The sequence below is a fragment of the Nonomuraea sp. NPDC048826 genome (assembly GCF_043198225.1).
Lineage (GTDB): Bacteria > Actinomycetota > Actinomycetes > Streptosporangiales > Streptosporangiaceae > Nonomuraea.
The window spans coordinates 142111-154614 of record NZ_JBICUQ010000003.1; the positions used below are offsets into that span (position 1 = coordinate 142111).

Annotated in this window: 15 protein-coding genes; 6 read left to right on the forward strand and 9 right to left on the reverse strand. The window is 70.8% G+C overall.

Annotated elements, in window-relative coordinates:
* Nucleotides 1–88: 88 nt before the first annotated feature.
* Nucleotides 89–571, forward strand: a complete 483-nt coding sequence (locus ACGFI7_RS11240) for a GNAT family N-acetyltransferase (RefSeq protein WP_393402239.1) — start codon at nt 89–91, stop codon at nt 569–571.
* A gap of 128 nt (nt 572–699) precedes the next feature.
* Here the strand turns inward: ACGFI7_RS11240 and ACGFI7_RS11245 are convergent, their stop codons facing one another.
* The 5 genes from ACGFI7_RS11245 to ACGFI7_RS11265 all read right to left on the reverse strand — a co-directional run bounded on the left by ACGFI7_RS11245 (nt 700) and on the right by ACGFI7_RS11265 (nt 5076).
* On the reverse strand, nt 700–1410 hold the full coding sequence (locus ACGFI7_RS11245) for a GAF and ANTAR domain-containing protein (RefSeq protein ID WP_393402241.1): 711 nt from the start codon (nt 1408–1410) through the stop codon (nt 700–702).
* 153 nt (nt 1411–1563) lie between these two features.
* A complete protein-coding gene (locus tag ACGFI7_RS11250; RefSeq protein WP_393402243.1) occupies nt 1564–2439 on the reverse strand; it encodes a 1,4-dihydroxy-2-naphthoate polyprenyltransferase in 876 nt (291 codons plus the stop codon).
* Between the two features lie 13 nt (nt 2440–2452).
* Nucleotides 2453–3061, reverse strand: a complete 609-nt coding sequence (locus tag ACGFI7_RS11255; RefSeq protein ID WP_148033600.1) for a GNAT family N-acetyltransferase — start codon at nt 3059–3061, stop codon at nt 2453–2455.
* Nucleotides 3062–3105: 44 nt separating this feature from the next.
* On the reverse strand, nt 3106–3621 hold the full coding sequence (locus ACGFI7_RS11260) for a CGNR zinc finger domain-containing protein (protein WP_393402245.1): 516 nt from the start codon (nt 3619–3621) through the stop codon (nt 3106–3108).
* Nucleotides 3622–3681: 60 nt separating this feature from the next.
* Nucleotides 3682–5076, reverse strand: coding sequence for a PLP-dependent aminotransferase family protein (locus ACGFI7_RS11265; RefSeq protein WP_393402248.1), 1395 nt, complete (start codon nt 5074–5076; stop codon nt 3682–3684).
* On the opposite strand from ACGFI7_RS11265, the gene ACGFI7_RS11270 reads away from it, so the two are divergent.
* From ACGFI7_RS11270 to ACGFI7_RS11280, 3 genes are read left to right on the forward strand one after another with little or no spacing between them, the layout of a single operon-like run.
* Nucleotides 5075–6010, forward strand: a complete 936-nt coding sequence (locus ACGFI7_RS11270) for a DMT family transporter (protein ID WP_393402251.1) — start codon at nt 5075–5077, stop codon at nt 6008–6010. The two genes, ACGFI7_RS11265 and ACGFI7_RS11270, sit on opposite strands and share 2 nt — an antisense overlap.
* 44 nt (nt 6011–6054) lie before the next feature.
* Nucleotides 6055–7077, forward strand: coding sequence for a hypothetical protein (locus ACGFI7_RS11275; protein WP_393402254.1), 1023 nt, complete (start codon nt 6055–6057; stop codon nt 7075–7077).
* 7 nt (nt 7078–7084) lie between these two features.
* Nucleotides 7085–7501, forward strand: a complete 417-nt coding sequence (locus tag ACGFI7_RS11280) for an ASCH domain-containing protein (RefSeq protein WP_393402256.1) — start codon at nt 7085–7087, stop codon at nt 7499–7501.
* Here the strand turns inward: ACGFI7_RS11280 and ACGFI7_RS11285 are convergent.
* Nucleotides 7423–7941, reverse strand: coding sequence for a GntR family transcriptional regulator (locus tag ACGFI7_RS11285; protein WP_393402258.1), 519 nt, complete (start codon nt 7939–7941; stop codon nt 7423–7425). The genes ACGFI7_RS11280 and ACGFI7_RS11285 overlap by 79 nt on opposite strands.
* A 30-nt stretch (nt 7942–7971) precedes the next feature.
* Nucleotides 7972–8454, reverse strand: a complete 483-nt coding sequence (locus tag ACGFI7_RS11290; protein ID WP_393402260.1) for a GntR family transcriptional regulator — start codon at nt 8452–8454, stop codon at nt 7972–7974.
* A 106-nt stretch (nt 8455–8560) separates the two neighbouring features.
* On the opposite strand from ACGFI7_RS11290, the gene ACGFI7_RS11295 reads away from it, so the two are divergent.
* Nucleotides 8561–8851: a hypothetical protein gene (locus ACGFI7_RS11295; RefSeq protein ID WP_393402262.1), complete on the forward strand. Its 291-nt coding sequence runs from the start codon at nt 8561–8563 to the stop codon at nt 8849–8851.
* A 647-nt stretch (nt 8852–9498) separates the two neighbouring features.
* Here the strand turns inward: ACGFI7_RS11295 and ACGFI7_RS11300 are convergent.
* Together ACGFI7_RS11300 and ACGFI7_RS11305 are read right to left on the reverse strand one after the other, a co-directional pair.
* Entirely contained in the window at nt 9499–10155 is a 657-nt protein-coding gene (locus ACGFI7_RS11300) for a RadC family protein (protein ID WP_393402265.1), read from the reverse strand.
* Nucleotides 10156–10320: 165 nt separating this feature from the next.
* Entirely contained in the window at nt 10321–11037 is a 717-nt protein-coding gene (locus tag ACGFI7_RS11305) for a GntR family transcriptional regulator (protein ID WP_393402268.1), read from the reverse strand.
* A 510-nt stretch (nt 11038–11547) separates the two neighbouring features.
* On the opposite strand from ACGFI7_RS11305, the gene dapA reads away from it, so the two are divergent.
* Nucleotides 11548–12465, forward strand: coding sequence for a 4-hydroxy-tetrahydrodipicolinate synthase (gene dapA, locus ACGFI7_RS11310; RefSeq protein WP_393402270.1), 918 nt, complete (start codon nt 11548–11550; stop codon nt 12463–12465).
* Nucleotides 12466–12504 lie beyond the last annotated feature (39 nt).

Below are 12504 nucleotides of genomic sequence, written 5' to 3' on the forward strand. Positions count from 1 at the left end.
AGGGGCCCGGTGCCGCACGGCCGAGCCTACGATCATCAACCCTAATATCCGGAGGCAGCGAGCCCGGGACGCGTGAGATCGTGTCGGCATGGTGCGATGGGCTGAGCCGGTGGAGCTTCCCGGCCTGATCGGGGTCGAGGTCGCCGCCGATGGGCTGTTCCAGCAGGTGGGCATCACGTTCCCGCCCGGCACGACCATGATCGAAGAGGCCGACGACACGTCGCCGGTGCTGGTCGAGGGCGACCCGCCGGCCGGGTTCGCGCTGATGGGCCTGGTCGACGGCAACCTCCACCTGGAGCAGCTCGCCGTCCACCCTGACCGGATGCGGCAGGGCATCGGCGGCCGGCTGATCGAGGCGGTGCTCGATCACGGGCGCGCCTCCGGGGTTCCGGCGGTGACGCTGACGACGTTCCGCGACGTGCCGTGGAACGCGCCCTGGTACGAACGGCACGGCTTCCAGGTCTGGCCCGAGGCGTCGTGGGGGCCGGAGCTGCGCGAGCTGGTGAAGAGGGAACGCGACCTGGGCATCGAGGTGGCGCCCCGCGTGGCCATGGGCGCGACCCTCGGCTGAGCGCGGCCCTCGGCTGGCTGCGGTCCTTGGCTGGGTGCGGCGCTTGGCTGGGTGCGGCGCTTGGCTGAGCGCGGTCTTTGGCTGGGTGCCGTCCTTGGCTGAGCGCGGTCCTCTGTTCGGTGCGGCCGTTACCCCGGGGCGGTTCTGCTCGCTCGGGAGGCTGTCGGCGGGTCGCCGAAGCGTGACGGCTGCGGGGGCCGGCCGGTGACCGCCTCCACGAGGTCGGCGGCCACCTGGTGCAGCTTCACGTTGCGTTGCTGGGAGTTGCGCCGCAGCAGGTCGAAGGCCGCCGGGGCGGTGCACTGCCGCCTGGCCATGATGATGCCCAGCGCCTGGTCGATGATCGCCCGCGTGTTGAGCGCCTCGCGGAGCTGGGCGATGACCTCGTCCAGCCGGGCCGCCCGCAGCACCGCGTGGTACAGCACCGCCGCCTGGCCTGCCGTCACGGCGGCGACCGCCAGCGTCTCGGCGGAGAAGCCCCCAGCCTGCTCCGCGTAGAGATTGAGCGTGCCCTGGACCTGGCCGTCGAGGGTCAGCGGCTGCGCGTGGACGCTCCGCGCGCCGTGGGCGGCGAGCTCGGCCGCCGCGCCGGTCCAGCGGGTCTCGGACGCCAGGTCGGCGGACGAGACCGCCTGGCCGCTTTCGAGCGCTTCCGGGCACGGGCCCGCGCCGGCGGCGAACTGCAGGGCGTCCAGGACGACCGCGCCGGGAACGGAGGAGGCCACGGTGGCCGGGCCGCCCTCGCCGCGCAGGACGAAGCTCACCATGGTGCCGGCGGGCATGACGCAGACCGCCGCGGTGAGGGTCTCGCGTAGCGATTGCGCCAGTTGTGAGGTCATCGTGAGGGGGTTGCGCCGGTTCAACGCCTTAACCTCGCGGGTGAGAAGTCTCTGGACCGGTCAGCCGGGAAATCAGTCAAGCTCTGAAATATCGGAGTTTACTCTTACCTGTCATGGCCTGCCCATGCAGCGGGAAGCGTAACGTCCCGAACGTCAGAGCGAGACGGCCAGGCCGATCGTCAGGAGCACCCCGTACGCCATCTGTAGTTTGCCCGTCTGCTGCAGGGCCCCGATCAGCGCGGGCCCGGCACCGCCGGAGCGGACGGTGCGGATCGGTGAGATCGCCAGCGGCGCGGCGAGCACCGCGAGCGCGGCCGCCGGCGCGATCGGCACCATCGCCAGGGCGACCACGAAGGGCACCACCAGGCAGGCCGCGTAGAGCGTACGGGTGCGCGGCGCGCCCAGCACCACCGCCAGCGTCCGCTTGCCCGACTCCCCGTCGGTGGCGACGTCGCGCAGGTTGTTGACCACCAGCATCGAGCAGGACAGCAGCCCGACCGGCACCGACGCCACCAGCGCCGCCCACGACAGCTGCCCGGTCTGCACGAACGCGGTGCCGACCACCGGCACCACGCCGAAGAACACGAACACCGACGCCTCGCCCAGCGCCCGGTAGCCGTAGGGGCGGCTGCCTCCGGTGTAGAACCAGCCGGCGGCGATCGCCGCGGCGCCCACCAGCAGCACCCACCAGGCCCGCGTGACCACGACCAGGACCAGCCCGGACACCGCCGCGGCGGCGAAGCAGCCCAGCGCCGCCGTCAGCACCTGGCGCGGGGTGGCCGCCCGCGATCCGACCAGCCGCATCGGGCCGACCCGCTGGTCGTCGGTGCCGCGGATGCCGTCGCTGTAGTCGTTGGCGTAGTTGACGCCGATCTGCAGCAGCAGCGCCACGAGCAGCGCCAGCACCGCGCGCCACCAGCTGAAGCCGCCCTCGCCGATCGCCACGCCGGTGCCGACCAGGACCGGCACGATCGCGTTCGGGAGCGTGCGCGGGCGTGCTCCCGCGAACCATTGAGCAGGGGTTGCCATACCGAGGAGACCTCTAGCTGATGTCGGTGGTGAGCCTGACCATGCGGATCGGGCGCCCCATGTCGAGCACCCGCTCGGCCATGTCCTCACCCCAGCCCGCCGACTCCAGGAAGCCGAGGACGGGGTAGTTGTCGGCGAACACCCAGGTGGCGATCTGCCGGTAGCCGTCTTCTCGAAGGTAGTCGACGGTGGCGTTGAGCAGCCGGCTGCCGTGGCCGCGCCGCACGAAGTCGGGGTCGACCAGGAGCGTCAGCATCTCGGCGACCTCGGTGGGGTCGAGGTCGGGGTCCTCGGCGGGGGAGTGGGAGGCCAGGCCCACGACCCGCTCGCCGCCGCGCGGGGTCATCGGCATGTTGGCGCCGCCCACGCCCAGCGCCGGGAAGCCCTCCGTGTCGAGAATGGTCTCCACCGCCACCAGCACGCGGTGCCGGGACGTGGGCGGGGCGGCGATCGCCTCGTCCCACTGGCGCAGCCACATCTTCTCGGCCGCCGGGCCTGTCATCTGCTCGAGGGGACCCTCGGGCAGGAATTCCCGATAGCCGTAGCGCCAGGCGCGCACCTGCACATTCGCCACCTGGAGCACATCCTCGCGCCGGGCCGCCCGGACGCCTACGTCTGCCATCTCGGCCCGCTCCTTCGCCTGCCGTACGTGCCACAAGGCACGAGTTACACCGTATCGGTGTTTGACCCTGGGCGAGGACGCGAACCCTGCTTCCTCGCCCGGTATGCCCGCGTTTTGGTGCGGTTACCGCACACCCGCATGGAACACCATGATCGGGAGCGGTTCCTGGAGCTGTCGATGAACGCCCGCCGGCACGTCGCCTCGGCGCACACCTTCAGCCGGTCCCAGGAATCCCCGGTCACCGCCGCCGCGATCATGGCCAGCCCCGCCGCCACCCCGCCGCCGACCGGCGCCAGCTCCGGCCGCCGTCCGACGGTGACCCGCAGAGGCAGCACCGGCAGCTCCGGCCGCTCGCCGTCGCGCCGCATGGCCGCCCTGAGCCCTTCCCGCAGGGCCACGGCCAGCGTGAGGTCGTCGTCGGTGGCCCGGTCGCCGGGGCCGGCGAGCGCCCGTTCGCGCAGCCACAGAGCCAGCTCGGCGGGGGTGCCCAGGTCGTCGGCGTCGGCCTCGACGTCGTAGGTGTTCACGAAGTCGCGCACCGACTCGGCCGACGCCTGCATGGGAACACTCTACTCGCCTCATGATCTTTCGGACCTCACGGACATCCTGCCCGTAGGGCGTCATCCGACGGGCAGGGCCTCGGCGAGCCTGCGGACGCCCTCCGCCAGTTCGGCCACGCCGGTCGCCGCGATGTGCGTCACCCGGATGTGCGGGCCGGGCGGCTCCGCAGGGAAGTACATGCGGCCCGCGCTCACCAGCACCCCGTTCCGCTTGGCCGCCTCCACCAGCGCCCGCTCGTCGGTCTCCGGCGGCAGCCGCAGCCACAGGTGCAGCCCCCCGATCGGCAGCACGTACGGCTCCGCGCGCGGCATCCGCGCGGCCAGGGCCGCCGCGAGCGCGTCACGGCGGGTGGCGATCTCGGCGTGCACCGTCGCGAGGTGCCGCCGCCAGGCCGGCGAGCCCACGAACTCCAGCGCCGCCTCCTGCAGCGGCCGCGCCACGAAGAACGACTCCACGAGCTGCCCGGCCCGCAGCCGGTGCGCGGCCGGCCCGCGCGCGACCACCGCCGCCAGCCGCAGGCTCGGCGACAGGATCTTGGTGAGCGAGTGGATGTGCACCACGGTCCCGTGCGTGTCCATGGACACCAGCGACGGCGGCGGCTGCGGGGTCAGCCACCGGGCGTAGTCGTCCTCGATCACGAACGCGCCGGCCGCCCTGGCGACCTCCAGGACCTGACGCCGGCGCTCGAGGGTGAGGGTGACGCCGGTGGGGTTGTGCAGCGTCGGCTGGCACAGGAACACCCGTGCCCCCGTCACCGCGAAAGCCTCCGCCAGCAGGTCGGGCCGCACCCCGTCGCGGTCCACCGGCACCGCCGTGGCCCGCAGCCCCGCCGCCTTGGCCGCGGCCAGCGCGCCGGGGTAGGTCGGCGTCTCCACGAGCACCGGGGTGCCGGGAGCGGACAGCGCGCGGAAGGCGTGGCTCAGCGCCGCCTGACCGCCGCTGACGATCTGCGCGTCACCGGCCGTCACGTCACCGCCGGCCTGCAGGGCGAACCACCGGCGCAGCTCGGCGACCCCGCTCAGCGGCGGCATCGCCCAGGCGTCCGGCCTGCGCAGCGCCCGGGTGGCCGCCGCCGTGAGCTGCCGGTCCGGCCGCAGCCCCGGCGGCAGATAGCCGCCGGTCAGCGGCACCACCCCCTCGGGAGCCCGGACGAGCAGCGCGGCGATGGGATCGTCGTCCACCACCCGGTCACCGAGCGCCACCGTCTGCCAGGAGAGGTCCGCGGCGTCCCGCACCGGCTCCCGGCGCGGCGCCACGAACGCCCCGCTGCCCGGCTTCGTGACCACCCTGCCCTCAGCGGCGAGCTGCCCCAGCGCCCGCGACACCGTCACGGGGCTCACGCCGTGCCGCCGCATGATCTCCCGGCTCGACGGCAGCCGGTCGCCCGGCCGCAGCCGGGTGACCTCGGCACGCAGCATCGCGGCGATCTGGGCGATACTGCTATCGTTGTCCATGAAAGAACAGAGTAGCGCTATCCCCACGGCGGAGATAGCGTTCCCCGGTCCTGAGCCGGCCCGGCAAGCCGCCAGGAGCGGCGGCACCCTGCTCGCCTTCCTCGGCGTGCTCGCCTTCTCCGGCTCCTTCCCCGCCACCGTCTACGCCATGGAGGGCTTCGACCCCTGGCTCGTCGCGGTCGGCAGGGCCGCCGTCGCCGGAGTCGTCGCGCTCGTGTGCCTCAAGGCCGCCCGGCTCCCCCTGCTGCCGCCGCGTCCGCACCGGCGCGCGTACGGGCTCATCTCCCTCGGCGTCGTCTTCGGCTTTCCCGCCTTCAGCGGCCTGGCCCTGGACCTCGGCGCGAGCACGGCGCACGCCGCCGTCGTCATCGGCCTGCTGCCCGCCGCGACCGCCGTCTTCGCCGTCCTGCGCGCCGGCGAACGCCCCCGGCCGATGTTCTGGGCGGCGTGCGCCGCGGGCGCGCTCGCCATCACCGTCTTCACCCTCACCCGGACCGGGACCTCCGCCGCCTGGCCCGACCTCCTCCTGGTCGGAGCCCTGGTGTCGGCCGCCGTCGGCTACACCGAAGGCGGCAGGCTCGCCCGGCACACGCCCGGCTGGCAGGTCATCTCGTACGCGCTCGTCCTGTCGCTCCCGATCACCGTCCCCGTCAGCGCCGTGCTGGCCGCCGTCACGCCGGTGACGCCCACGCCGTCCGCCCTCGCGGGCTTCGCGTACGTCGGGCTCATCTCGATGTTCCTCGGCTTCTTCCCCTGGTACGCGGGCCTGGCCAGAGGCGGCATCGCCCGCGCCGGCCAGACGCAGCTGACCCAGCCGCTGCTGACGCTCGTGTGGGCGTGGTTCCTGATGGGCGAGAGGTACGGCGCCGCCACCGTGGCCGCCGCCCTGGCGGTGCTCGTGTGCGTCGCCGTCACCCAGCGCGCCCGTACTTGAAAGCCGTGACGCCAGAACGCAGGATGGGGGAGGAGGTGTCACACATGGCGGACCTCACGATCCCCGAAGGCGGGTTCTGGCCGGCGCCGGAGATCCCGCAGCCGAACATCTACCCGATGGAATGGCGAGTCGAGACCGAGAAACTCGCGGCGATATACGAGAAATCCAAGCGCATGGTGTGGAACCCTGCGGATCTCCCCTGGGACGGCCTCGACCCGGCCGACTTCACGCGCGAACAACGGCTCGGCATCATGTACTGGTTCGCGGTGCTGGCCAACTTCGACGCCTCGGGCCCGGCGGTGTTCGCCAGGGCCACCATCCAGGCGTTCGAGAAACACGAGGAGGACCCGGTCAGGAAGTGCTTCTTCTCGATCACCCGTGACGAGATGAACCACGAGGAATGCTGCCAGCGCACCATCGCCCGCCTCTGGCCCGGCGGCCCGCTCGACTGGAGCCCCTCCGACGACCTGGAGAAGGCCGCGCACAACAACATCGGCTGGCTCTACCACAACGGCGGCCGCTACTGGACCGGCTACAGCTCCGCCGTGGGCAAGTACTCGCTCCCGGTGCTGTTCACCAGCTTCATGATGGGCGAGATGGCCGCCTCCACACTGTTCCGCGGCATGGCGTCGGGCACCCAGCACCCCGTCTTCCAGGAGATGTTCCAGCGCATCGGCCGCGACGAGTCGCGCCACCTCCAGATCTGCATGACGATCCTGGAGAACGAGTGGCCCGGGCTCACCGACGAGACCCGCTCCCTCATCACCCGCCAGCTCCGCGCCGGCTTCGTGTTCCTGTCGATGATCCTCTGGGAGCCGCCGGAAGGATTCTGGGAGCTGCCGCCCTACTTCCTGGCCAACCACCGCGTCCTCATGGACCACGCCCGCGACGCCGGCCTCGGCGTGCTCTCGTACGAGGAACAGGCGGAGAACTGGCGGGTGGCCATGGCGAAGATCCGCGTCATCGTCGAACGCTGGGGCATCGCCTTCCCCGCCATCCCCGAGCTCGACCTGGAAGGCGTGCCGGTCGACATCATCGACCCCGAGGAGATCATCCCGGTATTCTGAGCGGCCTATGTGGGGACGGAAGAACGGCCTGCGCGTCGTCGAGCTCGGCCTGCCCGGCGAGTCGCGCACCACGCTGACCGACCTGGTGCTGTCCGGCTCCAAAAGCGCCACGGCCGGTCTGCTGGAGCTCGACTACCTGCGTGAGGGCGAGGAGCTGGAACACGCGGGAGAGCGGCTCGCCCTCCTCGACGACGCCGGCGACCACGTCGCCACCCTGGAGGTGACCCAGGTGCGGCAGCTGCCGTTCGCCGAGGTGCCCTGGGAGTTCGCCGAGGCGGAGGGCGAGGGTTTCCGCGACATCGACCACTGGCGCGAGGCCCACCGCGGCTACTGGCGCGCGGAGGGCTACGAGGTGGACGACTCGACGACGGTGGTCTGCTTGTGGTTCCGGGTGGTGGGCCAGCGCTCCTCGGGCGCGACGTAGGTGCCGCGCTGCGGCACGGTGTAGATCCAGCCTTCCTCGCGCAGCGTGGCCATGGCTCGGCGCACGGTTTCGCGCGCGACGTCGTAGCGCTGAAGGAGCGTCGTCTCGCTGGGGATGGGGCGCCTGGGCAGGTAGACGCCGTCGCTGATCTGCTGCGCCACCTCGTCGGCTATCAGGCGGTAGAGCGGGGCCTTGCGGAGGCGGACCGCCGCTCCGGAGTCCGAGCCCACGAAGACTCCCCGGCCCTGGACCACGCGGACCAGGCCGTCGTCGCGGAGAATCCTGATCGCCCGGCGAGCAGTGGTGCGCGCGACGCCGAACTCGTGCTGCAGCTCCGCCTCGCTGGGCACCGGGTCGCCTGCGGCCGCCCGGGCGACGCGGGACCGGAGAATCTCGCTGAGTTGCAGATAGAGCGGGGTGTCGCCCTCGGGGTCGAGCATGTGTGCGAGGTTATCGCTCGCCAAGGGCGTCTACTCTTTCGTCGGCCATTTGTCCTTCGCATTCACATAAGTGCCGCGATAGGGGACCGTGAACACCCATCCCAGCTCTCTCAGGTGGGCCACCGCTTGGCGTGCGGTGACCTTCGCGACGCCGAACTGCTGCATCATCTGCTTTTCTCCAGGAATCGCACGGTTGGGCGCTATCTCGCCTCGTTGGATACGTTCGGCGATTTCCTGTGCGATCTGCTGATATAGCGGGATCTTCCTGGCGCCGCGGGGCGCGGTGGGCGGCCCCACGAACGTGCCCTCGCCCTGGATCGTGTACGCCACGCCCTGCTCCCGCAGTTCGCGGGCCACACGCCGGGCGGTCGTCCTGGCGATCTCGTAGTCCTGCTCGAGCTTGGCCTCGCTGGGAACGGGATCACCCGCTTGGAGCTCGCCGCGCTCGATCTGCTCACGGATGAGGTCGGCGACCTGTTTGTAGATGGGGACGGGTCCTTCACGGTCAAGCACGCCAGGATTGTAGACCAATCTAGACATGCTTGCACAAAGTAGACACTCACCTAGGTCCATAGATATGAGGTAGACCTATAAGCATGACTAGGGCTATGGTGACGGTGTGGTCGAAGAGGCAGACGAGTTCCATGGGCAGCACACGGAGCCGACAGCGAGCAAGGCAGTGATGATCGACTGGCTCCCGGCGGTGCCTCGCGCGGAGCGGACCCACGTGCGTGACTACACCTGTGACTGCCGCCCCGTCGTCTACGAGCTGTGTCAGGCGGGAGGGCTGCGGTTCATCCGCAGGACCAGCAGGTTGAACAAGCGGATTGTCGTCGAGGAGTCGCCGCGCGACGTCACGGCGGTCATCGACACCCTGTGGGGCGAGCTGTTGCGCGGTGAGGCCCACTGACCCCGAGTTCCCGGCAGGCGTCATCCCAGCTCCTTGCGCCTGCCGGGTCGAGATCCCCTCGCGACGCCCTGGATTCGGGCCGGGGCTGGTGAGGGGGGCGGCTCTGGCGGGCCTTCCCAGTCGCACGGGTTCCGCCAGAGCCGCGATGCGTTCCCACGGTGGCGGTTGCGATGACCAGAGGAGGCGGCACGTCACGGCACGCCGCCTCCTTCGGCTGAGCAGTTCTCGGCACCGGGCGATCGCCCGGCGCCGAGAACCGGCGGAGGGGGCCGGAGCCTCGCGCGGCACCGGACAGAAAACCGCGCGGGTTGAACCCGTCGGCCGGTCACGCGGGTGAACGGCCGGACAGGATGCCTGCTGCCGGGTGACATGCCCGTCCAGCACTCTCGTCCACGATACGGATTGCCTTCGACCGCAGTGAGAATGCCCGGCAGCAGGCGACATGGTCCTGCGCCCTCCGGGGGACACGGAACCACGCACAGGTAAAGGCCGATGACGTCCAACCGACCTGCCCGCGGGAAAGAGGATGCCATGCCTTTCCCCGGCGCTGCTGCGCTTCCGCGCTTTCATAGGGATCATGCATTTTTCGGCTCGTGAGCGATCCGTTTCCGGTTCTGGGGGGAATGCTCGGGGACCGGGAAATCGCCTCATACCTGCACGCGTCGCCATCCGGAATCCGTGACGATGAGATGATCGAGAAACCGGAGGCCCACCGTCTCGGCGGCTTCCTGGAGCCGGCGGGTCACCACCACGTCGGCCTCGCTCGGGTCCAGTGAGCCGCTCGGGTGGTTGTGCGCGATGCCGAACACCGCGCCGCCGGACGTGAGCACCGCCGCGACGATCTCCCGTACCGGGACCGTCGTGTGGTCCGAGCCGCCCTCGGTCATCACCGTGCGGCGCAGCACCGCGCCCCGGACGTCGCACACGACCACCGCCAGCCGCTCGTGCGCGTGCCCTCGCAACAGGGGCGCGGCCACCGCCGCCAGGTCCGCCGTGCAGGCGACCCTGGCCCGCTCGGGCTCCGCGTCGGCCCGCCGGATCAGGTGGAACGCCGCCGCCACCCGCGCCGCCTTGGCCGGACCCACCCCCGGCACGGCGAGCAGCCGATGCGGCTCCGACCGGACCAGCCCGTCCAGATCACCGCAGTGCGCGATCACCCGCGCGGCCAGCTCCATCGCGCTCGCGCCCCGGAACCCCGAGCCGAGCAGCACCGCCAGCAACTCCCGATCGGCCAGCGCGGCCGCCCCGCTCTCCATGAGCCGCTCCCGCGGCCGCTCGCGCCTCGGCAGATCCTTGACCCGCATGCCCCCACCTCCGCGTCGGTTGTATCAACGCCCACCGACAACCTTTGACCTGCGCTTTCATGCTTCGTGGGGATGTCCGGGTCCGTCCTGAGTTCTGCGGTTCGGGGGGCCGCATGCGAAAGCTCCCCCGTACGAGATACGAGGGAGCCTGGGGCGTGCGGTCCGTCAGACGGGCATGCTGTAGACCATGCGGAACCGGTCGCCCGGGAGGATGATGTCGCTCGTCTCCACCGGGCGGTCGCCGGCCCAGTGGGTGCGTTCGACGTGGAGGACGTGCACGCCGACCGGGAGTTCGAGCGCCTCGCTCTCGCTCGGGCGGGGCGCCCGGGTGTGGATGCTCTCCACCACTTCGGTGATCTTCACGCCGTGCGCGTACATCCGCGCGATCAGGCTGCGCCGCTCCTCCGCCGAGTGCGGCGCGAACTCCAGCGGTTCGTACGCCGTCGCGAGCTGCATCGGCCGGCCGTCGCCGCGGAACACGTAGTGGGTCTTCGTCACGGTGGCCGAGACGTCGACCCGCAGCCGTCTGGCCAGATCGGGGCCGGCCTCGGCCGGCTCGCTGTGCCAGTCCCAGGTGACCCGCCTGCCCTGAGACTGCAGATCCGTCGCGAAAGGGGTGGGACGGTCGAGAAACCGCCACCGGTGCAGAGGGATGAGCTCGGACCGCTCCCTGACATAGTGGCCTGAACCGATGCGGCCGATGATGAGGCCCTCGCCGGCCAGCGCACGGAGAGCGTGACGGGCGGCGGTCTCGCCGACCTGATACTTGCGGGTCAACTGCGCACGCGACGGGATGAGCGCGCCGGGAGGAAGGGTGCCGTCAAGGATCTGCCGCCGGATGTCTTCGACGACACGCAGGTAGACGGGATCTGAGGTGGCCACTAGTCCATCCCTGGGGGTTCGTGTGAGGCGTTGCCCCATGTTGCCGTATTCGGCAGGTAACCGACCGTCATCGATGACCGTTGGAGCCCCAACTTTGCGGTAGCGGAAAATTATCGGAGAAACCCTGTAACGCCGGTGTAAGGGGTGCCGATTCTCCGGATAGAGGTCGTCGATGTGTGTACCCCCGAGCACATATCGGCGACCTCTACCCATGTGCCCGTTTGATCGCTTGTGCTGGTCTGATCGAGAGACCGCCTCCCGGCGAACCGGCTGCCGTCGTCGCCGACCCGGCGTGAGAATCTGTGATCCCCGCCGTGGGGGCCGGCCACGTTTCCGGCGCTCCGGTGGCTGAAGACGCCGGGGTCTGGGTATGGATGCGGTGACCCTGGGGCGCGAGATGCGCGATGTGTACGGGGATGTCGGAGGACGGTGTGACAAAAGGCAGCTCCAGGCAGGCAAAACGGGGTGGCGGCGTCCATGTGATTTCGGAATCCGGGTAGCGTTCGCACTATGGCATCGCCAACAGGAACCACCGACGCCCCCTTCGGCCGCATGCTGACCGCCATGGTCACGCCGTTCACCTCTGACGGCGCGGTCGACTATCAGGCGGCGCGGCGGCTCGCCACCTATCTGGTGGACGAGCAGCGCAACGACGGACTGATCGTCAGCGGCACGACCGGCGAATCCCCCACCACCTCCGACAAGGAGAAGGCCCGCCTGCTCAGCACGGTCCTCGAGGCCGTCGGCGACCGGGCGACCGTGGTGGCCGGGGCCGGCACCAATGACACCCGCCACAGCGTCGAGCTCGCGCGGGAGGCCGCGCGGGAGGGCGCTCACGGCCTTCTCGTGGTGACCCCGTACTACAACAAGCCTCCTCAGGAGGGCCTGTACCGGCACTTCAGCGCCGTGGCCGACGCCACGGAGCTCCCGGTCATGTTGTACGACATCCCGGGGCGCAGCGGTGTGCCGATCAAGACGGTCACCCTGCTCCGGCTGGCCCAGCACGATCGCATCGTGGCGGTCAAGGACGCCAAGGGCGACCTCTTCGGCGGCAGCCAGGTGATGACCGCGACCAACCTCGCCTTCTACTCCGGTGACGACCTGCTCAACCTCGCCTGGCTCTCGCTGGGCGCCGCGGGGTTCGTCAGCGTGATCGGGCACGTGGTCGGCGCCCAGCTCGCCCGCATGATCCAGCTCCATCGCAACGGCGATGTCGAGCAGGCCCGCGCGATCCACCGGCAGGTGGCGCCCGTGGTCGAGGGGATCATGATGAGCGCCGGCGGCGCGATCATGGCGAAGGCCGCACTGAGCATGGTGGGCATGGAGGCCGGGCCGGTGCGCCTGCCGCTGGTGCCCGCGACGGAAGAGCAAATCGCCGAGCTGCGTGCTTGCCTGGTGGCCGGCGGGGTGAAGTTGACAGATCACTAGAAACGGGGAGGAACTGCGAGTTTTGAGAACGCGATTTGA

Bases quoted from the DNA above. Each gene is read 5' to 3' on its own strand.
- ACGFI7_RS11245 (WP_393402241.1), bottom strand. From the start codon at position 1,410: ATGACCTCACAACTGGCGCAATCGCTACGCGAGACCCTCACCGCGGCG.
- ACGFI7_RS11280 (WP_393402256.1), top strand. From the start codon at position 7,085: ATGTGGGGACGGAAGAACGGCCTGCGCGTCGTCGAGCTCGGCCTGCCC.
- ACGFI7_RS11275 (WP_393402254.1), top strand. From the start codon at position 6,055: ATGGCGGACCTCACGATCCCCGAAGGCGGGTTCTGGCCGGCGCCGGAG.
- ACGFI7_RS11270 (WP_393402251.1), top strand. From the start codon at position 5,075: ATGAAAGAACAGAGTAGCGCTATCCCCACGGCGGAGATAGCGTTCCCC.
- ACGFI7_RS11250 (WP_393402243.1), bottom strand. From the start codon at position 2,439: ATGGCAACCCCTGCTCAATGGTTCGCGGGAGCACGCCCGCGCACGCTC.
- ACGFI7_RS11255 (WP_148033600.1), bottom strand. From the start codon at position 3,061: ATGGCAGACGTAGGCGTCCGGGCGGCCCGGCGCGAGGATGTGCTCCAG.
- ACGFI7_RS11285 (WP_393402258.1), bottom strand. From the start codon at position 7,941: ATGCTCGACCCCGAGGGCGACACCCCGCTCTATCTGCAACTCAGCGAG.
- ACGFI7_RS11300 (WP_393402265.1), bottom strand. From the start codon at position 10,155: ATGCGGGTCAAGGATCTGCCGAGGCGCGAGCGGCCGCGGGAGCGGCTC.
- ACGFI7_RS11240 (WP_393402239.1), top strand. From the start codon at position 89: ATGGTGCGATGGGCTGAGCCGGTGGAGCTTCCCGGCCTGATCGGGGTC.
- dapA (WP_393402270.1), top strand. From the start codon at position 11,548: ATGGCATCGCCAACAGGAACCACCGACGCCCCCTTCGGCCGCATGCTG.
- ACGFI7_RS11260 (WP_393402245.1), bottom strand. From the start codon at position 3,621: ATGCAGGCGTCGGCCGAGTCGGTGCGCGACTTCGTGAACACCTACGAC.
- ACGFI7_RS11265 (WP_393402248.1), bottom strand. From the start codon at position 5,076: ATGGACAACGATAGCAGTATCGCCCAGATCGCCGCGATGCTGCGTGCC.